Genomic DNA, 18,576 nt, shown 5'->3' with positions numbered 1-18,576 from the left:
CCGCCGCGCCTTATTCGGCGATCAGCGCAACGATGATGAATACGATCACCGCAACAATCGGCACCGCCCATTTCAACGTGGCCATGAACCCGCCATAGGTCGCCTGGGCTTTTTCCATATCGTGAACTGTCATTATCCTTGTTTCCCCTTGGGCATTCCAAACCGCAAACGCGCGTCCAGTCGCCGAAAAAACACGCCCACGAAGAGCGTCTGACATTCTCGTATCGAAGCGGGCGCGCTATCTCAAGTCACCATTCATGACAGGCGGGGACATCGCTGCAAACAGCCTTAATCCCGTTTTTACCTCCTTGCCCTATTCACTGTGGATTGTGTCATCCGGGGACTCTTGTCCGGGCTGAGAGAAAGTGAGCGGCAAGGTTGATGGCTGAGATGGATTGCCACCCAGACGCGCACAGCGATGCGCGAATCGTGATGCTGATCGATGATGAGCCTGCGCAGTCGCGCCTGATCACCGCGATTGCCGCGCGCGATGGCTGGCGCACCATTGTCGCCGCCGATGCCGAAACCGCGATTGCGATGCTCGGCACACGCGAAGGGATGCAGTTATCGGCAATTTTGCTCGATCAATGGGTGCCGGGCGACGATGCCTGCAAACTGATCGCCGAATTGAAATCGCGCCGCCCAGCGCTGCCGATCCTGATGCTCACCACCAGCGCCTCGCCGCTGCTCGCGGTTGAGGCGATGCGTTCAGGGGCCAGCGATTATCTGGTCAAGCCGGTCGCGCCCGATCGGCTGATGGAGGCACTGCGCAGCGTTACCACCCGCGAAACGGCGCGCGATGAACTCGCCCCGCTGACCGAGAAAATGTCCGCCAGCCTCGATTTCGATGCGATGATCGGCACCGCACCGCAATTCCGCACCGCGCTGGCACAGGCTGCCAAGGCCGCGCGCGGCCACGGCCATGTGCTGATCGAAGGCGAAACCGGCACCGGCAAGGAAATGCTGATGCGCGCGATGCACGCCGCCAGCCCGCGCTCCAAGGAGCCGCTGCGGATCATCAACCTCGCCAGCATTCCGCCCGGGTCGATCGAATCGGTGTTATTCGGGCATGAACCCGGATCGTTTCCCGGCGCGTTTGATCGCCAGATCGGCGCATTCCAGCATTGCGACGGTGGCACGCTGGTGCTCGACGAGATAGACCGCCTGACCCCGGCGCTGCAACAGCGGCTGGGTGATGCGCTGGACAGCGGGATCATCCGTCCGGTCGGCGCGAGCTATGGCTTCCGGGTCGATGTGCGGCTGCTGGTGACCAGTAATGTCGGGCTCGACCGGATGGTGGCGGGCGATCAGTTCAACGCCGGACTCGCAGCAAAGCTGGGGAGCACCCGGATCGTGCTGCCACCCTTGCGCGAACGCGTGGGTGATATTCCCGCACTGACCCGCCATTTCCTCGCCCGGATCGGCGAACAACCGGGGCTGAACCATCTGTCCGTTTCCGACAGCGCCTTGGCGTTGCTCGCCGCCTATGACTGGCCGGGCAATGTCCGCCAGCTGCAATCGGTGTTGTTCCGCGCCGCGGTCTATTGCGACGACAACTCGCTCACCGCTGACAGTTTCCCGCAATTGTCCGAAATGCTGGGCGAACAAGGCAGCGTCACGGTGGCGAGCGCGCATGAAGGGGTGGGCATCATGCTCTACACCCCCGACGGCAACCTGCGCCCGCTGGAGGATATCGAGGCTGACGTCATCCGCCTCGCCATCGGCCATTATCGCGGCCGCATGACCGAAGTGGCGCGGCGATTGGGGATCGGACGCTCGACGCTCTATCGCAAGCTGTCCGATCTGGGGATTGATAACGCGGCTTGATCAGCGCGCCAGCCCGACCTAACTCGGCGGGCATGACACCTCAGCAAAAAGATTTCGCCGGGCGCTCTGCGCTCGTTACCGGAGCGGCTTCGGGGATCGGTGCGGCTGCGGCCAAGGCGCTGGCGGCGCGCGGTGCGGCGCGGCTGTTTCTGGTCGATATTGATGGCGCGGGGCTGGATGGGCTCGATTTACCGGGCGAAGTGCACCGCATTGTCGGAAGCGTCGCGGATGAGGCATTGTGGCAGGCGTTAGACCCCCGCTTGGCCGGGCTAGACCATGCCTTGGTCAACGCAGGGATCGGTTCGGGCGGCCCGATTGCGTCGATTTCGCTGGCCGAATGGCGCCGGGTGATGGCGGTTAATCTGGACGGCGCGTTCATGACATTGGCGAGTTCGCTGCGGGCGATGGAGCAGCGCGGCGGCAGCGTGGTGGTGGTCGCCTCAGTCACCGGGATCAAGCCGGTGCCAGGCATCGGCCCTTACGGCGTATCCAAGGCGGCCGTCGCCCACATGGCCCGCATTGCCGCGGCCGAAAGCGCCAGAAAAGGAATCCGTGTCAATGCGATAGCCCCCGGCGGGGTGGACACTGCGATCTGGGAAAGCGGCGCGGATTTCACAGCCTCGGTCGAAGCGATTGGCCGCGAGGCGACGATCAAGGCAATGGCCAAAACCACGCCGCTGGGCCGTTTTGCCACCTCAGAAGAGATGGCCGACAGCATCCTCTATTTGCTGAGCGATGCTGCGGCCAATATCACTGGGCACGTGATGGTGTCAGACGGCGGTTTTACACTCTGATTTTATGTCGTTTTCGCTGGAATAATCCGCGCCAGACCGCCGAAATCAAAACCGGATACGAACGCCGACCAGGCCGGACACCGTTTCATAGCGGCCATCCTGTTCTGCATTAAAGATTTCACCGCCACCGGCCACAAATTCGCGTTCGAAATTAAGCCCGGAAATGCGTTGATAACGCACGCCTGTTTCCAGATCCATGCGGTCATTCAGGCGGAAGCTCAACCCCACGTCGCCTTGTAGCACAAAGCCTGTATCATTGCCGCGAATGGCAAATGTATCGGTGGTGGCCGTGCCGTTATTGGGGAAATAGCCGATATTGGGATCAACATCGGCAATCCCGATACCCGCGCCGACATAGGGCACGACAGTCTGTTTTTCCTTGAGCCGCACATCAGCGCGATAATTCAGCGTGAACGAGTTGATGTCAGCGCCGCCGCCAAACGTCTGATTACCGCCATTGGACGAACCACCATCAATATCGGGGCTGCTATAATTATATTCCAATTCAACACTGGGTTGGAAAATACCCAGCAGACGCGTGGGAATTTGATACCCGACCGCGCCAGACACAGTGAAATCCTCATCAAATTGGACCCGCGTGGTAGCAGGGTCACCGGCAACGCCGGGTGAGCCATTTGCGGGAGCCTGAATACCGTCGAATGTTTTGCTGGAGGGCGATGTTACACCGCCACGAACCGAAGCATAAATACCTTCATCGAGTTTAAAATCATCATCCTGAGCAAATGCAGTTGAAGGCAATGCTGCAAAGAGCATAGATGATGCGATGAAAATATAGCGGAGGCGCATGACGACTTGCTCCAAATCTGAAAATGATCTGAGAAACAATTTTCTACTGTCATGAAGGTGTTCGCCGCTCACACCGACAAAGTTACATCGCCAACTGGATACCCGATTCATGCAATCGTCGGAACGACACGCACAGCACGCCGCGATCGCTATTATCCGCGATCAGGTAGTTCCGCCGGGATCGTCGAAAAATCGGTGAGCGCCGCGTCGCGCAAACCGCGCCACACATTGCGCGCCTGCACCGTCTCGGCCACATCGTGGACGCGCAGGATATGCACGCCTGCCTCCATCCCTCTCACCGCCAGCGCAAGCGACCCGGCGAGCCGCTGATCGGCAGGCTCCTCAGCCGACAGCGCGCCAATCATCCGCTTGCGGCTCGCCCCCAGCATGACCGGGCTGCCCAGAGCATGGAACAACGGCAAGGCGTTAATCAACGCAAGGTTATCCGCCAGCGATTTGCCAAAACCGATGCCGGGATCGACGATGATGCGATCTTCAGCAATGCCCGCCGCGATGGCGCGCGCGCGCGCCGCTTTGAGGAAGTCGAACACCTCGCTGACCACATCGCCATACACCGCGCCCGCATGCAGGTCTTCACCGGCACCCGGCGCGTGCATCAAAACCAAGGGGCAACCGCGCGCCGCGACCAGTTCGGTGCTGCGCGGATCGTATCGCAGAGCCGAGACATCATTGACCATATGCGCGCCCGCCGCCAGCGCCACTTCGAGGACGCCTGCGCGCCGAGTGTCGACGCTGATTGCTGCCCCCATTGCCGCGCAATATTCGACAGCAGGGATCACCCGGCGGATTTCCTCATCCTCAAAAGTCGCCGCAGCGCCGGGGCGAGTGCTTTCGCCGCCAATGTCGATGATCGCCGCGCCTGCCTCCAGCATCGCGGCGGCGTGGGCACGGCCGGCCTGCGCATCATCATCATCATCATGCGCTCCGCCATCGGAGAAACTGTCGGGCGTGACGTTGAGGATACCCATGACCTGCGGCTGATCGAGCCGGATGGTGCGCGCGCCCAATTGCACCGGGGGGTGCGCTTTGTTGAGGTTCGCCCACTGCGCGGCTGCATCATCGGCCACCGCATCAGGCAGGCTGGCCAGCGCCTGTTCCACCGTGCCTGCGGTGCAGATGATCCGGTCAGCCACCACCCCATCGCGGCGCAGCACCAGCGCAAATTCGCGGGCATAGGCCATGCTGCCACCCAGCCGCACGGCCTCGCCCTCCACCGCCTGCGGGCCGGAGACAAGCGTGAGCGGGTGGAGATAGACGGTGGCGGTCATGTCTTTCCCTTGTGGGAATTAGTCCTCGTTCGCCAGCAGATAGAGTTGCCGCGCGGCGTCAATTGGCTGCACATCCGCGCCGACCTCGTAATGCCAGAACGACCAGCCGTTGCAGCTTGGCGCGGCTTGCAATTCCTTGCCCAGCCCATGGATCGATCCGGTTTTACCATCACATTCCAACGAGCCATCGGCGCGCACCGTGGCGATCCAGCGGCGTTTCTTGTCGAATACCTGCGTGCCCGGCGGGATCAGGCCGGTTTCAACCACCGCGCCAAACGCCACCTTGGGCGCGGTGCGCGCGCTTTGCATGGTGGTGAGCGCGCTTTCATCGAGCGGCAGTTCGCGTGCGATCCGCTTTTCAGCGACACTGCGGTAAAAATCCTCGCGTTCGCAGCCGATCCATTGACGCCCCAGCCGCTTGGCCACCGCGCCGGTGGTGCCGGTGCCGAAGAACGGATCGAGCACCACGTCGCCCTTTTCCGTCGTCGCCAGCAGCACGCGATAAAGCAGCGCTTCGGGCTTTTGCGTCGGGTGGGCTTTCTTGCCGCCCTCCTTGAGCCGTTCGCCCCCGCCGCAGATCGGCATCACCCAGTCTGATCGCATCTGCAATTCATCGTTGAGCGTCTTCATCGTGCGGTAATTGAACTGATAGCGCGCCTTTTCCCCCATGCTCGCCCAGATCAGCGTTTCATGCGCGTTGGTGAAGCGGGTGCCGCGGAAATTGGGCATCGGATTGGCTTTGCGCCAGACGATGTCGTTGAGAATCCAGAACCCGAGATCCTGCAAAATCGCTCCGACGCGGAAGATGTTATGATAGGAACCGATCACCCATAGCGCGCCATCGGGCTTGAGCACCCGGCGCGCTTCGGTCAGCCATTCGCGGGTGAAAGTGTCGTAAGTGCGGAAGCTGTCGAACTGATCCCAGTGATCGGTCACGGCATCGACATGGCTGCCGTCCGGACGGTTGAGATCGCCGCCAAGCTGCAAGTTATAGGGCGGATCGGCGAACACCAGATCAACGCTGTTGGTGGGGAGCGAGCGCATCGCTTCGATGCAGTCCCCCGGCAGGATGCGGCCCAGCGGCAGATCGAGCGCAGGCATGATTTTTGGCGCTTTTACAGCGCGTTTTTCCTGCAACTTCGTCTTTTCTATAACGCCCACCAGATCGACCCCACTTGATTTGCTTGCAACTTATCCACAGGCATGAGTCTTTGAGGAGACCGCGTCAAGCGCCTAATTATGCGTGCATTATGGTTAACACTGCATCAACGCAGCGGAACGAAGCAAGACCGGCACAAGATGTTGAGTCCCGCGCCGCGCAAGGGACTCGATATGCAGCGGTGTGGCCCGCAGGACTCACCTGCCACGCCATCAACCGTGCAAAATTCCGATCAGATCAACGTCAGCTGCGCAACCGGGGCAAAGCTGCGGCGGTGTAGCGGGGTCGGGCCATGGCGGCGCAGCGCCTCGATGTGTTCGGCCGTGCCATAACCCTTGTTGCGCTCCCACCCGTATTGCGGGTGCGCGCGGGCGGCCTCCACCATCAACCGGTCGCGCCATTCCTTGGCGATGATCGACGCGGCAGAGATCGCCGGTTCGATCCCGTCTCCGCCAACGATGGCGCGCGCGGGCCAGCCCCATCCGGCACGGCGTCCGGCAGGGGTCATGTTGCCATCAATCAGCACTTCGCGCACCGGCGCAGGAATCGCGGCAGTTATTCGCGCCACCGCGCGGGTCATCGCCTCCATCGTCGCGATGAAGATGTTGAGCCGGTCGATCTCGTCAGGCTCCACCACCGCCACTGCCCAGCCGCAGCTTGCGCGAATGGCCGTTTCCAGCCGCGCACGGCGGGCGGGCGAAAGCCGCTTGGAATCATCGAGCCCAGTGGGTATCTCAACCCCAAGCACAACCGCCGCGGCCACCACCGGCCCGGCCAACGGCCCGCGACCGGCCTCGTCAACCCCGATGACAAGGCCGCCACTTGTAACCGTGAAACCCGGAGTGACCCCAAACATGACCCGTTCTTTCCCTCTGACCGCTGCACTTTCCCTACCCGCGTTGATGCTGGCAAGCTGCGCTAATGCCGAAACCGGGGAAACCGCCGCATCGGCAGCCGATGGCGCGCCGTTTGTCATCAGCGAAGTGGCGACGTTTGAGGAACCCTGGGCGATTGAATTTGCGCCCGGCACCGCGGTGCTGTTCGTCACCGAAAAGGCGGGCACGGTGAAGTTTATCGACACGGCCACGGGAACCATCGGCACGGTCAGCGGCGTTCCCGAAGTGGCCTATGGAGGGCAAGGCGGATTGGGCGACATCGCCTTCCTGCCCGCCGAAGCCTCAGACGTTCTGGGTCAGCGCACAATCTATCTCAGCTGGGCCGAGGCGGGCGCGGATGACACGCGCGGGGCGGCGGTTGGCAAAGGGACACTGGTGTGCGCCAGCACCGAGACTTGCGCCATCGAAGGCCTCAGCGTGATCTGGCGGCAAACGCCCAAGGTGACCGGGCGCGGGCATTATTCGCACCGCATCAGCGTGTCGCCCGATGGCCAGCACCTTTATATCGCCAGCGGTGATCGCCAGAAAATGCAGCCCGCGCAGGACACATCGAATACACTCGGCACGATCGTCCGGCTCAACCTTGATGGCACACCGGCGGCGGGCAACCCGATGGCGGATCAGGGCGGCGTGACAGCGGAAATCTGGTCTTACGGGCACCGCAACATTCTGGGGATGGATTGGGATGCGCAAGGGCGCCTGTGGGAAGTCGAACACGGCCCGGCGGGCGGGGATGAACTCAACCTCGTTCAGCGCGGTGCCAATTATGGCTGGCCAGTGCGTTCCTATGGCGAACATTACAACGGCGGCGCAATTCCTGATCACAGCGCCGATGATGGCTTCGCCAAGCCCGCACTTACCTGGACCCCGGTGATCGCGCCGGGTGATATGCTGATCTATGACGGCACAATGTTCGACAATTGGCAAGGCCGCGCGCTGATTGTGGGGCTTGGTTCGCAGGCTCTGGTCGAAGTCGCCATCGACGGTGACAGTGCGAGCGAAGTCAGCCGCCATGAATTCGACCGTCGGCTGCGCTCGCTTGCGCAAGGGCCAGACGGCGCGCTGTGGATCGCCGAGGATGGCAAGGGCGCGCGGGTGTTGAAGCTTTCCCCGCAATGACAACAGCCGCCACTGCCCCCACCACCGCAACGCTGATCCCGCTGGAGGCGGTTGACCCCGCCATGATCGAGGCGGTGCTTGACCGTGCGTTTGGCGCGGATCGCCACGCGCGCACGGCCTACCGCATCCGCGAAGGCATGGACTGGCTGCCGGGCCTGAGCCTGGCGGCGCTGGATGAAGACGATCTGCTGGTCGCCACGATTCAATGCTGGCCCATCGCGCTCCAGACGCAGCAGGGGCCGGTGCCGTTGGTGATGGTCGGGCCGGTGGCAGTCGTGCCCGAACAACAGGGCGAAGGCTTTGGCGTCGGCTTGATGAGCGCGATGATCGCTGAAGATGCGCGGCTGGCAGCGGGCGGGCAGGCGCTGGCGCAGGTGCTGATCGGCGATGCCGAATACTATGGGCGCTGGGGCTTTTCCGCGGCAATGACAGGTGGCTGGCGCTGCCCCGGCCCCTATGAACCGCATCGGCTGCTGGCGCGCGGTGCGGGTTTGGCGGCCATGCCGGCTGAAGGGATGCTGGGCCCGTGGGTATGATTAGAACGTGGGAATAATAAGAAGGAGCAGAGCTTAGCCCCTTCACCTTGCGCAAAGCTTCTGGCATCGCTCTAAACGAACCATGCCCTATGAACCGCCCCCCTATCTCGCCGAACTGACGCTGGCCGAAATCGCCGATCTAGTGGCGCAGCGCAAATTGCCCCCGGTCGAAGGCTGGGCACCGCAGCAATCGGGCGACAGCGCGATGCGAATTGCCGCGGACGGCACCTGGTATCACGAAGGCAGCCCGATCCGGCGTGAAGCGATGGTGCGCGCCTTTGCCGGGCTGCTCAAACGCGACGACAGCGGCCAGCACTGGCTGATCACCCCATTCGAGAGACTTACCATCGCAGTGGATGACGCCGCCTTCATCGCGGTTGATTGCGTGCGCGCCGATGATGCGCTGGTGTTCCGGCTCAACACCGATGACATCGTGATCGCCGGGCCGGATCACCCCTTGCGCGCCGCAGGCGATGCCGATGCCCCGGCGCTCTACCTCGATGTCAGGCGTGGGTGCGAGGCGCGGTTGAACCGCTCAACCTACGCGCAACTGGCCGAAATTGCGCTGGCCGAAGGGGCCGAGGACAATAGCTGGCAAGTCACCAGCAAAGGTCAGGCGTTTTCGCTGCTGCCATGACGCCATCCCCCGCCGCCAGCATCTACGACCCGCTTGCTCAGGCCTTTGCCGAAGGCCACCGCACGCCCATCCCCGATCTGCTCAGCGACGCGCATTTCGCACAGGGTGGCCGCACCACGCCTGCCGCCGTGCTGATTGCGGTGACCGATGCGGCGCATGATCCGCAGGTGATCCTGACCCAGCGGCCGCGCGCGATGCGCGATCATCCGGGGCAGGTCGCCTTTCCCGGCGGCAAGATCGATCCCGGTGAGGACGCGATAACCGCCGCCTTGCGTGAGGCCGAGGAGGAGCTCGCCCTGCCGCGCGATGCGGTTCGAGTGATCGGAACCAGCGATGTCTATCATACTGGCACCGGCTTTCTGGTGACGCCGGTGGTCGGCGTGGTGCCACCGGGGTTGTGCCTCACCCCCAACCCTTCGGAGGTGGAAGCATGGTTCGAAGCCCCGCTCGGCCTGCTGCTCGATCCGGAAAGCTGGACGACGAACGAAGTGTTCTGGCGCGGTGCGACCCGGCGTTACCTCGAACTGGAATGGCAGGGTTTCCGCATTTGGGGCGTGACCGCGGCGATCATCGCCAACCTGTCGCGCCGGATTGCGATACAGGCGCTGCGCGATGCGGCGTGATCTCACCCAAGCGGAATGGCCGCACCGCGCTGGTCTTGCCGCGCTGATAGCGGCGCTGGGCGCAGCGAATATCCGCTGGGTCGGCGGCGCGGTTCGCGATGGCGTGCTGGGCGTAGAGGTGCATGATGTCGATTGCGCCACCGTGCTGATGCCCGCCGAGGTGATCGACCGCTGCGCCCGCGCGGGCATTCGCACCGTTCCCACCGGGATCGAACATGGCACGGTCACGGCAATCCTTGCCGATGGCCCGGTCGAAATCACTACCTTGCGCCGCGATGTCGCCACCGATGGCAGGCGCGCCACCATCGCCTTTGCCCGCGATTGGGCAGAGGATGCCGCGCGGCGCGATTTCACCATCAACGCGCTCTATGCCCATCCGGAGACACTCGAAATTGCCGATTATTTCGGCGGGCTGGATGATCTGGCGGCGCACCGCGTGCGGTTCATCGGCGATGCGCGCGAACGGATAGCCGAGGATCACTTGCGCATCCTGCGCTATTACCGCTTTCAGGCGCGCTTTGGCGCGGCGCTGGATGCGGAGGCGGAGGCTGCCTGCGCAGACCTCGCCCACACCTTGAAAGGGCTGAGCCGCGAACGGGTGGCGGCGGAATTGCTGACGTTGCTGGCCCTCCCCGATCCGCACGCGACGCTGGAACGGATGCGCGGGCACGGCGTGCTCGGCGTGATCCTGCCCGAGGCCTGCGCCGCGCAGCTTGCCGCGCTTGCCCGGCTGATCGCGCAGGAGAGCGCGCAAGCCATCGCCCCCGATCCGGTGCGGCGGTTGGCAGCCCTGCTCCCCCCTTCGCCCGATGTCGCCGAGACGGTCGCCGCGCGGCTGCGGCTGTCCAAGACGCAGCGCGCGCGGTTGATTGGCGCGGCTGAACGCGTGGCAGACGACACCGCCAACCCCCACGCGCTTGCCTATCGTGTCACAGTGCCGTCGGCGGTTGACCGGCTGCTGCTGCTGGGCGGCGATGCGCGCGCGCTGATTGGATGGACGCCGCCGGTCTTCCCGCTGAAAGGCGGAGCGATTGTTGCACGCGGAGTTACCACTGGCCCGGCGGTCGCGCGTATGTTGCAAGCGGTGGAGCAACGCTGGGTCGCTGAAGGCTTTCCCGATCCTGCCCGGGTCGAAACCCTGCTCAACGAGGAATTGGCCAAGACCGCGACGTGACCTGTCCGGCGGGATGAACCGGGGCTAAAGAGCGGCAGGCTGCATTCAAGAAGGGTGCCTTGCGGTTGTCACCCACGTCCTGCGCGGGCTAGGATCACGTCACGGGTCAATGCACCGCATTCGCTACCGCGAAGGCAGCAGCGTTGCGATTGACCTCGGCCACACTCTCTGGCCTCTCGCTGCGGCCAAACCGGTCGCTGGGATCCTCCGTATCCCGCAGAGCTTGTCGTCCCGTTCGGCAATCCTCCGGCAACGTGTAACAATGGAGTACATCAATGAAATCTGTTAAGCTGGCGCTGATTGCCGCCGTGTTTGCTGCGACCCCCGCAGTGGCTTTCGCACAGGACGTGGGCGCGACAATCTATGGCAATGATGGCAACCCGATCGGCACGGTCGAACAGAAGACCGAACAGGTGGTCGTGATCAACACCGGCAAGCACAAGGCCCCGATTCCCGCCAATCTGTTGTTCGAAAACGATAAGGGTCATGCCGTCAACGCGACCACGGCACAGATTGATGCGATGATGGATCAACAGCTCGCTGCCGCTGCGGCCAAGCGTGATGCGGCGCTGGTCACTGGTGCGGCGGTGGTGTCAATCAACGGCAATCCGGCAGGCACGCTGGGCGAGGTTGATCTGGCGGCCGATGAAATCACGCTGGAAAGCCCCGATGGGCCGATCTTGCTCAAGAAAGAATATTTCATGGTCGATAACGATGGCCAGCTCAAGGCGCTGGTTACGCGTGATCAGATCGCCAACGCTGCCGCTAGCCGCAAGGCGGGCGGATAACCCTACCGACCGCTCCCTCACAAGGGTCGTAATCGGGCTGCGGGTGCTGCAATCGCATCCGCAGCCCTTTTTGCCTTTCAATTACAGCGTCAGTCAAACCGGCCCGACTTGGGGAAACCCTGCGGCGGCATTCGCCCGGCGGCCCCGCGCGCCACCTTCCACATGCGGATTTCGGTTTCGGTGCGGGTGCGTTCGCCCGATCCGCCCATCTGCCAGCTGAGGCCATCGCCCAGCACAAAGGTAATCGCGTCGGAAAGCCCGCCGTCGCGGTAGCGCTGCAATTGCACCCCCTGCCCGCGCGCCATCACCGGCAGTTCTTCAAGGTTGAACACCACCAACTTGCGGTTGTCCCCGACGCAGGCGACATGATCGTGGGCGGGCGCAATCTCGCGGATCACCCGCAGCAATGCGCCATCTTTCAGGTTCACCACCTGCCGCCCTTTGCGGGTTTCGGCCAGCAGATCATCCATCGCCGCAACAAAGCCCTTGCCGTGGCTTGAGGCGAGCAGCAACCGCCCGCCCGGACGGTGCACCATCATCGCAGCGATCGCGGCTTCGCTTTCAAGGTCGACCATGGTGCGCACCGGTTCGCCGAACCCGCGCGCGCCGGGCAGCTTGTCGCACCCCAGCGTATAGAACCGCCCGTCCGATGCGGCCAGCAACAGCTTGTCCGTCGTCTGCGCGTGGAGGATGAAGGCGAGGCTGTCGCCCTCCTTGTATTTGAATTCCTGATCCAGCGGCACGTGGCCGCTCGCCGCGCGGATCCAGCCTTTCTGGCTGAGGATCACCGTGACCGGGGCCTTTTCAATCATCGCATCCATGCTGAATTCGACCGCAGGCGCGGCTTCGGCAATCAGCGTACGGCGCGCGCCGAGCGCGGTATCCTCGGCATATTCCTTGCGCAGTGCCTTGAGATCGCGTTTCAGCCGGGTGCGCTGTTTGGCGGGGCTTTCCAGCAGCGCCTGCAATTCGGCCTCCTCGGCCAGCAGCGCGTCCTGTTCCTTGCGCAGCTCCATTTCCTCCAGCTTGCGCAAAGACCGCAGCCGCATGTTGAGGATCGCTTCGGCCTGCCGGTCGGTAAGGTCGAATTCGGCCATCATCAGCGGCTTGGGCTCATCCTCGGAACGGATGATTTCGATCACCCGGTCAAGGTTGAGAAAGGCGATGATGTAACCGCGCACCAGTTCCAGCCGCGATGCGATCTTGTCCAGCCGGTGCTGCGCGCGGCGTTGCAGGATGTCGATCTGCGCCGCCGTCCAGCTGCCCAGCAGTTCTTTCAGCCCCATCACCATCGGGGTGCGCCCCAAACCGGGCTGCGCATCGAGCACGTTCAGATTGAGGCTGAACCGGGTTTCCAGATCGGTCAGCTTGAACAGGCTTTCTTTGAGCAGTTCAGGATCGACATTGCGGCTTTTGGGGGTGAGCACGATGCGGATCGCGGTATCGCTTTCATCGCGCACGTCTTCCAGGATCGGCAGTTTGCGATCACCGATCAGCGCGGCGATCTGTTCGATCAGCTTGCCCTTGGGCACCTGATAGGGGATTTCCGAGATCACCAGCTGCCACTGCCCGCCGCCCAGCCGTTCGATCCCGGCGGCGATATCATCGGCGTCCTTGGCCTCTGGCGCGTGGAACTTGCCGCGCAGGCGGAAACTGCCGCGCCCGGTGCGATAGGCCTCGCAGATAGCTGCCGCGCTGTCGACCACCTGCCCGCCGGTGGCGAAGTCGGGGCCGTGGAACAGTTCCATCAGCCTTTCGTGTTCCACGTGGGGATTGTCGATCAGTTCCAGCGTCGCGTCGATCACTTCTGCAACATTGTGGCTGGGAATGCTGGTCGCCATGCCGACCGCGATCCCGCTTGACCCATTGGCGAGCAGGTTGGGGAACAGGCCGGGGAAAATCTCCGGCTCGATCTCCTCCCCGTTGTAAGTCGGGATGAAATCGACCGTGCCTTCATCCAGCCCCGCCATCAGCGCCAGCGCGGTCTTGGTCAGCCGCGCTTCGGTATAACGGTAGGCGGCGGCGTTATCGCCATCGACATTGCCGAAGTTGCCTTGCCCTTCAACCAGCGGATAACGCAGCGCAAAATCCTGCGCCAGCCGCACCATCGCGTCGTAAACCGAGGCATCGCCATGCGGGTGATATTTGCCGATCACATCGCCGACCACGCGCGCCGATTTCTTGAACGCGGAGGATGGATCAAGCTTCAACTGCCGCATCGCCCACAGCAATCGGCGGTGCACCGGCTTCAACCCGTCGCGCAGATCGGGCAGCGAGCGCGCGGTGATGGTGGACAGCGCATAGACGAGGTAGCGTTCGGACAGCGCGGCATCGAACGGCGCATCGACGATCGCATCAAACGGGTTTTCGGGCGGGGTGGTAACGGTGTCGGACATGGCCCCCCTCTAGCAATCCGCCGCACCGCGAGGGAGAGGGGTTTCCACAGGCTTGAGTGGATTACATCCGCCGCAGATCATTGCTTTCTGACGGCACGCTGACCGTCAGCCCGTCCAGCGCGGCGGTCACTTCGATCTGGCACGAAAGCCGCGACGTGCGCCGCGCTCCGGCGGCGAAATCGAGCATGTCCTCCTCCTCATCGGCAGCGGCGGGCAGGCGGTCGAACCATTCGGCGGCGACGATCACGTGGCAGGTCGAACAGGCCATCTGCCCTTCGCACGTGCCCTCCAGCGGCAAACCCGCCGCCTGCCCCACGCGCAGCAAATTGTCGCCCGCTTCGCACGCCGTTTCCACCCGCTTTCCATGGGGATCGACGAAGGTGATGGTGATGCTCACAAGCCTTGCTCCTTGGCGGCAGAGAGGATCGCGCTGGCGGCGACCTCGATGTCCTGCGCCGTGGTATAGCGGCCAAATCCCAGCCGAATAGAGGACTTTGCCTGCCCGTCAGTCAGCCCGATCGCCTTCAACACATGGCTCGGCCGGCCCGATCCGCTGGCGCAGGCGCTGCCTGCCGAAAACATCACATTGCGGCAATCTGAGATCAAGCGGGCGACATCAAGGCCTTCTAATCGCACATTGAGATTGCCGGGCCAGCGGTGGTCGACGCTGCCGTTGACTTCCCATGCGGCAAAGGCATCGCGGGCAATGTTCGCCAAATGTTTCACGTGAAACATTTGCGCTTCGATCCCTTCTGCCGCGACCTGCGCCGCCGCGCCGAACCCGGCGCACAGCGCGGGCGAGAGGGTGCCTGAACGCAAGCTAGCCTCCTGTCCGCCGCCCCAAAGCAGGGGTGCGGGGCGCGGCGCGTCTGCGGCGATCCACAAGGCGCCTATCCCCTTTGGACCGTGAATCTTGTGCGCCGATACCGCGATGTAGTCGGGCCTAAAGGGGGTCAAGGCGAGCCTACCGATAGCCTGGACGGCATCAACCAGAACACGCGCTCCGGCGGCGTGAGCGATAGCGATGGCCTCGGCCAGCGGATGGATCACGCCGATTTCATTATTGACCGCCATCACCGCGACAAGCCCGGTTGCGGGCGTGATCGCGGCCTTCAGCGCGTCAAGATCGGCGCGGCCATCGGGCAGGACGGGGAGCACGGTGAAGCGCCGCCCCTGCGCCTCCACCACCCGCGCGCAATCGAGCACCGCTGCGTGTTCGGTGGCGAAGGTGATGACATCGCCCGGCGTGCCTTGCAGTACCATGTTGAGTGCCTCGGTCGCGCCGGAGGTAAAGATCACTTTCCCATCATCAGGCAGCAAAGCCGCCACCCGTTCGCGCGCGGCCTCCACCGCCGCCGCCGCCATGCGGCCCATGCGGTGGGGCGAGTGCGGGTTGCCAAACGTGTCGCTGTCCGGCCCGCCGAGCCAGCGCAGCATCGCCTCACGCGCTTCGGGGGCAAGCGGCGTGGTGGCTTGGTAATCAAGGTAGATCATCGGTTCACGCCCCCACCCTCGTCATTGCGAGCGCCGCAGGCGCGCGGCAATCCAGAGCGTATCGCGAGACACTCTGGATTGCTTCGCTGCGCTCGCAATGACGAACTAGCATAACGAAGCCCAAGCATCGGCAAACCGTTCCAACTCCTGCGCGCGGGTGTTCCACCCCAAACTCACCCGGATGGTGCGCGCGGCCACATCATCGGGCACTCCGAAAGCATCAAGCACCCGGCTTTTCTTGAGCGTGCCGGAAGAACACGCGCTCCCCGCCGACACGGCAAAGCCCATGGCGTCGAGGCGGATGAGCAACGCCTGCGCGCTGATCGTGGGGTGCGTCAGCGCGACAATGTAATCGACCTGCTCCCCGACAGTGAGACGGTATTCAGCGACCCTTTCAGCGAACACAGCCCGCTGCGCCGGGGTTGTTTCCCAATCGCCCGCCTCCAGCGCTGCCGCCATGCCCATTGCACCCGGCAAGTTCTCGGTGCCCAGCCGATAGCCGCGCTCATGCCCGCCCGTGGGTTCAAGCATCGCAAAATCGCGCACCAGCAATGCGCCCACCCCGATTGGCCCGCCAAATTTATGGGCCGAAATCACCAGCATATCGGCATCGGGCAGCGCCAGCTTGCCCGCCGATTGCGCGCAATCCGATAGCGTCAGCGCACCCGTTGGCCGGACGGTGCCGACCATATCGCTCACCGGATTGATCGTGCCGGTTTCTGAATTGACGTGCTGCACCGCCAGGATCGTGCGCCCGTCAAAGGTGCAATCTTCGCTGAAAATCTCCGCATCCGGCGCGGCGCGAAACACCGCGTCATGCTCGACCGCGCTGACAATCCGGCGGTTCACCTTGGCCCGGTTCAGCGCAATCCACAGCGCCTCGCTCGCCCCGCTCGTGAAGATCAGTTCCCCGCTCCACCCCAGCGACCGCTTCACCCGCTCGCGCGCATCCTCCAGCGCAGCCCGCGCCTTGCGCCCTTCCGCGTGGGGTGAGGACGGGTTGGCCCACAGCGCAAACCCCTCATCCATCGCCGCCTTTGCCTCCGGCCGCAGCGGCGATGTGGCCGCGTGGTCGAGATAGATCCGCTCCGGAATGGCTCAGCCCCTACAAAAAATTGCGAATTGCGCGCGCGTCCCTATATAGAGCGCGCTTTCGCAGGCGCCACCCGGCGCAGTGCGTCCCCTCGTTGACAAGGTCTGTCCATGCCATCCGTCATCTTCCCCGGCCCCGAAGGCCGTCTTGAAGGCCGTTTCTCCCCCCCGCCGCGCCCGCGTGCGCCCGTGGCGATGATACTGCACCCGCACCCCGAAGGCGGCGGCACCATGAACGACCGGATCGTGCAGCGGCTTTACAAAACCTTTGCCGATCGCGGCTTTGCCACCCTGCGGTTCAACTTTCGCGGTGTGGGCCGTTCGCAAGGCAGCTTCGATTCCGGCATCGGCGAGCTGTCCGACGCGGCGAGCGCATTGGATTGGGTGCAGTCGATCCACCCTGAGGCACAAAGCACCTGGATCGCGGGCTACAGCTTCGGCGCGCTGATCGGGATGCAATTGCTGATGCGCCGCCCCGAAGTGCGCGGGTTCATCTCGGTCGCGCCGCCCGCCAATATGTATGATTTCAGCTTCCTCGCCCCCTGCCCCGCGAGCGGCATCTTCGTGCAGGGCGCGGCCGATACCGTGGTGCAGCCGATTGCGGTGCAAAAACTGGTCGACAAGCTGCGCACGCAAAAGCACATCACCATCCACCACGAAGAAATCCCGCGCGCCAACCACTTCTTCGAAAACGAGATCGAGGAATTGATGGGTTCGGTGAACAATTATCTGGATTTCCGGCTCTCGCCCGATTGCCCGATCAAGTAGGGGCCTATCCCCCGGCGGCTTTGCGTCCTGAATCGCAACGCGAAACTGCTTCGTTCCTGGCGGAAAGCATAGTATTCTTGCACCTGAGCGGGGCCGGAGGGTTCGTGCTCGGCATCGGCGCTCCGGCCACCGCTCCCACGATGATGGAGAGAGGAGCCCCAGAATGACCTATGCCTCCAACACCCGCCGCCCCAATCCCGTCGCCATGCTTGGCGCGCTCGGCATCCCCGCTGCTATTGGCGCATTGCTGGTGGTGGGCCTTGCGGTCAATGTCGTCATAGCGCCGGAGCCGCCCCCGCTCAAAAGCCTGACGTTCAAGCCCGTCGCGATTCCCCCACCGCCGCCCGATCCGACGACACGCAGCACCAAGACGCAGACCACCAACACCACAACCACATCGCGCCCGGCGGCCATTCCGTCAGACCTTGGCATCAGCGATCCGATTGGCACCCTGCCCGGCATCGGCGACCTTGTCGGCCCCATCGACCCGGTTGATTTCGGCATTCCGGGGCCGGCGCCGTCCGCATCGCCGTTCGATCCGGTCGCGGCGAGCCCGCGCGGCAATCCCGGCAACTGGGTGACCGACAGCGATTACCGCCCGCGCTGGATCAGGGAAGGACTGACCGGAAGTGCGCGCTTTACGCTCAGCATTGATGCGGGCGGCAAGGTGACAGGCTGCACCATCGCCCGTTCAACCGGACACGTGGCGCTCGATCAGGCGACCTGCCAACTGGTGAGCAAACGTGCCCGCTTCGCACCCGCGCGCGATGGCAACGGGAAGGCTGTGGCGGGGCGTTATGACGGTTCGATCAACTGGCGGATTCCTGAATAAATGTACCCCGCCGGGGGAGGTATCAATTGCTTGAGGCGATTTACTCGTAGTGAAATGGCCAGTTCACTCGAAATCGCCTCAGCCTTCCCCGGCGGCCTTGATCTGGGTGATCGGCGCTTCGCCGCCCGCTGTGGGCAGCGTCCAGATCAGCACGTTGAGCACCGCGATCACCGCCAGCACCACCATCAACGCGGGCTGTTTGATCTGCCCCGTGCGACGCCACAGAACATAGGCCCCGGCCAGCAAAGCCAGCGCGGCGAGCATGACGATGGATAATACGATATCGGTCATGCTGCGCGCTTTAGCCCGCGATCCTGCCCGCGCGCAATTGACTTGAGCAAGCCG

20 protein-coding genes are annotated in these 18,576 nt (G+C 63.5%); 10 read left to right on the top strand and 10 right to left on the bottom strand.

Annotated features, from left to right (window positions below; all coding sequences use genetic code 11):
* Positions 1–10 precede the first annotated feature (10 nt).
* Positions 11–133 (bottom strand): hypothetical protein, encoded by a 123-nt coding sequence (locus ACSSV3_RS07280; protein WP_354323366.1) that lies wholly within the window; start codon positions 131–133, stop codon positions 11–13.
* A gap of 257 nt (positions 134–390) precedes the next feature.
* Between ACSSV3_RS07280 and ACSSV3_RS07275 the strand changes: the two genes are divergently transcribed.
* Together ACSSV3_RS07275 and ACSSV3_RS07270 are read left to right on the top strand one after the other, a co-directional pair.
* Positions 391–1,827 (top strand): sigma-54-dependent transcriptional regulator, encoded by a 1,437-nt coding sequence (locus tag ACSSV3_RS07275; protein ID WP_354323591.1) that lies wholly within the window; start codon positions 391–393, stop codon positions 1,825–1,827.
* A 32-nt stretch (positions 1,828–1,859) separates the two neighbouring features.
* Positions 1,860–2,621 (top strand): SDR family NAD(P)-dependent oxidoreductase, encoded by a 762-nt coding sequence (locus ACSSV3_RS07270; RefSeq protein WP_354323364.1) that lies wholly within the window; start codon positions 1,860–1,862, stop codon positions 2,619–2,621.
* Between the two features lie 45 nt (positions 2,622–2,666).
* On the opposite strand, the gene ACSSV3_RS07265 is transcribed toward ACSSV3_RS07270, so the two are convergent.
* The 4 genes from ACSSV3_RS07265 to ACSSV3_RS07250 form a co-directional block, all read right to left on the bottom strand.
* Positions 2,667–3,428, bottom strand: coding sequence for an outer membrane protein (locus ACSSV3_RS07265; RefSeq protein WP_354323363.1), 762 nt, complete (start codon positions 3,426–3,428; stop codon positions 2,667–2,669).
* Positions 3,429–3,580: 152 nt separating this feature from the next.
* Entirely contained in the window at positions 3,581–4,717 is a 1,137-nt protein-coding gene (folP, locus tag ACSSV3_RS07260) for a dihydropteroate synthase (protein ID WP_354323361.1), read from the bottom strand.
* An 18-nt stretch (positions 4,718–4,735) separates the two neighbouring features.
* Positions 4,736–5,818 (bottom strand): site-specific DNA-methyltransferase, encoded by a 1,083-nt coding sequence (locus ACSSV3_RS07255; RefSeq protein ID WP_354323359.1) that lies wholly within the window; start codon positions 5,816–5,818, stop codon positions 4,736–4,738.
* Between the two features lie 290 nt (positions 5,819–6,108).
* A complete protein-coding gene (locus ACSSV3_RS07250) occupies positions 6,109–6,732 on the bottom strand; it encodes a ribonuclease HII (protein WP_354323357.1) in 624 nt (207 codons plus the stop codon).
* On the opposite strand from ACSSV3_RS07250, the gene ACSSV3_RS07245 reads away from it, so the two are divergent.
* The 6 genes from ACSSV3_RS07245 to ACSSV3_RS07220 all read left to right on the top strand — a co-directional run bounded on the left by ACSSV3_RS07245 (position 6,731) and on the right by ACSSV3_RS07220 (position 11,649).
* On the top strand, positions 6,731–7,891 hold the full coding sequence (locus tag ACSSV3_RS07245) for a PQQ-dependent sugar dehydrogenase (RefSeq protein WP_354323356.1): 1,161 nt from the start codon (positions 6,731–6,733) through the stop codon (positions 7,889–7,891). The genes ACSSV3_RS07250 and ACSSV3_RS07245 overlap by 2 nt on opposite strands.
* Positions 7,888–8,427, top strand: a complete 540-nt coding sequence (locus ACSSV3_RS07240) for a GNAT family N-acetyltransferase (protein WP_354323354.1) — start codon at positions 7,888–7,890, stop codon at positions 8,425–8,427. The genes ACSSV3_RS07245 and ACSSV3_RS07240 overlap by 4 nt, the downstream gene beginning before the upstream one ends.
* 82 nt (positions 8,428–8,509) lie before the next feature.
* On the top strand, positions 8,510–9,064 hold the full coding sequence (locus ACSSV3_RS07235; protein WP_354323352.1) for a DUF1285 domain-containing protein: 555 nt from the start codon (positions 8,510–8,512) through the stop codon (positions 9,062–9,064).
* A complete protein-coding gene (locus ACSSV3_RS07230; protein WP_354323351.1) occupies positions 9,061–9,687 on the top strand; it encodes a CoA pyrophosphatase in 627 nt (208 codons plus the stop codon). Before ACSSV3_RS07235 ends, ACSSV3_RS07230 begins: the two co-directional genes overlap by 4 nt.
* Positions 9,677–10,861: a CCA tRNA nucleotidyltransferase gene (locus ACSSV3_RS07225; RefSeq protein ID WP_354323349.1), complete on the top strand. Its 1,185-nt coding sequence runs from the start codon at positions 9,677–9,679 to the stop codon at positions 10,859–10,861. The genes ACSSV3_RS07230 and ACSSV3_RS07225 overlap by 11 nt, the downstream gene beginning before the upstream one ends.
* A gap of 275 nt (positions 10,862–11,136) precedes the next feature.
* On the top strand, positions 11,137–11,649 hold the full coding sequence (locus ACSSV3_RS07220) for a hypothetical protein (protein WP_354323347.1): 513 nt from the start codon (positions 11,137–11,139) through the stop codon (positions 11,647–11,649).
* A gap of 89 nt (positions 11,650–11,738) precedes the next feature.
* Here ACSSV3_RS07220 and parC read toward each other — a convergent pair whose 3' ends face one another.
* The 4 genes from parC to ACSSV3_RS07200 form a co-directional block, all read right to left on the bottom strand.
* Complete coding sequence (gene parC / locus ACSSV3_RS07215; RefSeq protein ID WP_354323345.1) at positions 11,739–14,045, bottom strand: DNA topoisomerase IV subunit A; 2,307 nt, start codon at positions 14,043–14,045, stop codon at positions 11,739–11,741.
* Between the two features lie 61 nt (positions 14,046–14,106).
* Entirely contained in the window at positions 14,107–14,436 is a 330-nt protein-coding gene (locus ACSSV3_RS07210; protein ID WP_454184781.1) for a 2Fe-2S iron-sulfur cluster-binding protein, read from the bottom strand.
* Positions 14,437–14,438: 2 nt separating this feature from the next.
* A complete protein-coding gene (locus ACSSV3_RS07205; RefSeq protein ID WP_354323342.1) occupies positions 14,439–15,539 on the bottom strand; it encodes a cysteine desulfurase family protein in 1,101 nt (366 codons plus the stop codon).
* 105 nt (positions 15,540–15,644) lie between these two features.
* Positions 15,645–16,622, bottom strand: a complete 978-nt coding sequence (locus ACSSV3_RS07200) for a cysteine desulfurase family protein (RefSeq protein ID WP_354323589.1) — start codon at positions 16,620–16,622, stop codon at positions 15,645–15,647.
* Positions 16,623–16,742: 120 nt separating this feature from the next.
* Here ACSSV3_RS07200 and ACSSV3_RS07195 point away from each other — a divergent pair, with 120 nt between their 5' ends.
* Both ACSSV3_RS07195 and ACSSV3_RS07190 read left to right on the top strand, forming a co-directional pair.
* Positions 16,743–17,399, top strand: coding sequence for an alpha/beta hydrolase (locus ACSSV3_RS07195; RefSeq protein WP_354323340.1), 657 nt, complete (start codon positions 16,743–16,745; stop codon positions 17,397–17,399).
* Between the two features lie 163 nt (positions 17,400–17,562).
* Positions 17,563–18,231 (top strand): energy transducer TonB, encoded by a 669-nt coding sequence (locus tag ACSSV3_RS07190; protein ID WP_354323339.1) that lies wholly within the window; start codon positions 17,563–17,565, stop codon positions 18,229–18,231.
* A gap of 78 nt (positions 18,232–18,309) precedes the next feature.
* Here ACSSV3_RS07190 and ACSSV3_RS07185 read toward each other — a convergent pair whose 3' ends face one another.
* Complete coding sequence (locus ACSSV3_RS07185; RefSeq protein WP_354323337.1) at positions 18,310–18,522, bottom strand: hypothetical protein; 213 nt, start codon at positions 18,520–18,522, stop codon at positions 18,310–18,312.
* Positions 18,523–18,576 lie beyond the last annotated feature (54 nt).

The sequence above is a fragment of the Porphyrobacter sp. MBR-49 genome, from assembly GCF_053628655.1.
Note: the sequence above shows the minus strand (reverse complement) of the source record. Positions and strands in the feature narration are given on the sequence as shown.

What these genes read in the sequence shown, in the direction of transcription:
- ACSSV3_RS07280 (WP_354323366.1), bottom strand. Translation starts at nt 133, where the DNA reads ATGACAGTTCACGATATGGAAAAAGCCCAGGCGACCTATGGCGGGTTC.
- ACSSV3_RS07275 (WP_354323591.1), top strand. Translation starts at nt 391, where the DNA reads ATGGATTGCCACCCAGACGCGCACAGCGATGCGCGAATCGTGATGCTG.
- ACSSV3_RS07270 (WP_354323364.1), top strand. Translation starts at nt 1,860, where the DNA reads ATGACACCTCAGCAAAAAGATTTCGCCGGGCGCTCTGCGCTCGTTACC.
- ACSSV3_RS07265 (WP_354323363.1), bottom strand. Translation starts at nt 3,428, where the DNA reads ATGCGCCTCCGCTATATTTTCATCGCATCATCTATGCTCTTTGCAGCA.
- folP (WP_354323361.1), bottom strand. Translation starts at nt 4,717, where the DNA reads ATGACCGCCACCGTCTATCTCCACCCGCTCACGCTTGTCTCCGGCCCG.
- ACSSV3_RS07255 (WP_354323359.1), bottom strand. Translation starts at nt 5,818, where the DNA reads ATGCCTGCGCTCGATCTGCCGCTGGGCCGCATCCTGCCGGGGGACTGC.
- ACSSV3_RS07245 (WP_354323356.1), top strand. Translation starts at nt 6,731, where the DNA reads ATGACCCGTTCTTTCCCTCTGACCGCTGCACTTTCCCTACCCGCGTTG.
- ACSSV3_RS07250 (WP_354323357.1), bottom strand. Translation starts at nt 6,732, where the DNA reads ATGTTTGGGGTCACTCCGGGTTTCACGGTTACAAGTGGCGGCCTTGTC.
- ACSSV3_RS07240 (WP_354323354.1), top strand. Translation starts at nt 7,888, where the DNA reads ATGACAACAGCCGCCACTGCCCCCACCACCGCAACGCTGATCCCGCTG.
- ACSSV3_RS07235 (WP_354323352.1), top strand. Translation starts at nt 8,510, where the DNA reads ATGCCCTATGAACCGCCCCCCTATCTCGCCGAACTGACGCTGGCCGAA.
- ACSSV3_RS07230 (WP_354323351.1), top strand. Translation starts at nt 9,061, where the DNA reads ATGACGCCATCCCCCGCCGCCAGCATCTACGACCCGCTTGCTCAGGCC.
- ACSSV3_RS07225 (WP_354323349.1), top strand. Translation starts at nt 9,677, where the DNA reads ATGCGGCGTGATCTCACCCAAGCGGAATGGCCGCACCGCGCTGGTCTT.
- ACSSV3_RS07220 (WP_354323347.1), top strand. Translation starts at nt 11,137, where the DNA reads ATGAAATCTGTTAAGCTGGCGCTGATTGCCGCCGTGTTTGCTGCGACC.
- parC (WP_354323345.1), bottom strand. Translation starts at nt 14,045, where the DNA reads ATGTCCGACACCGTTACCACCCCGCCCGAAAACCCGTTTGATGCGATC.
- ACSSV3_RS07205 (WP_354323342.1), bottom strand. Translation starts at nt 15,539, where the DNA reads ATGATCTACCTTGATTACCAAGCCACCACGCCGCTTGCCCCCGAAGCG.
- ACSSV3_RS07195 (WP_354323340.1), top strand. Translation starts at nt 16,743, where the DNA reads ATGCCATCCGTCATCTTCCCCGGCCCCGAAGGCCGTCTTGAAGGCCGT.
- ACSSV3_RS07190 (WP_354323339.1), top strand. Translation starts at nt 17,563, where the DNA reads ATGACCTATGCCTCCAACACCCGCCGCCCCAATCCCGTCGCCATGCTT.
- ACSSV3_RS07185 (WP_354323337.1), bottom strand. Translation starts at nt 18,522, where the DNA reads ATGACCGATATCGTATTATCCATCGTCATGCTCGCCGCGCTGGCTTTG.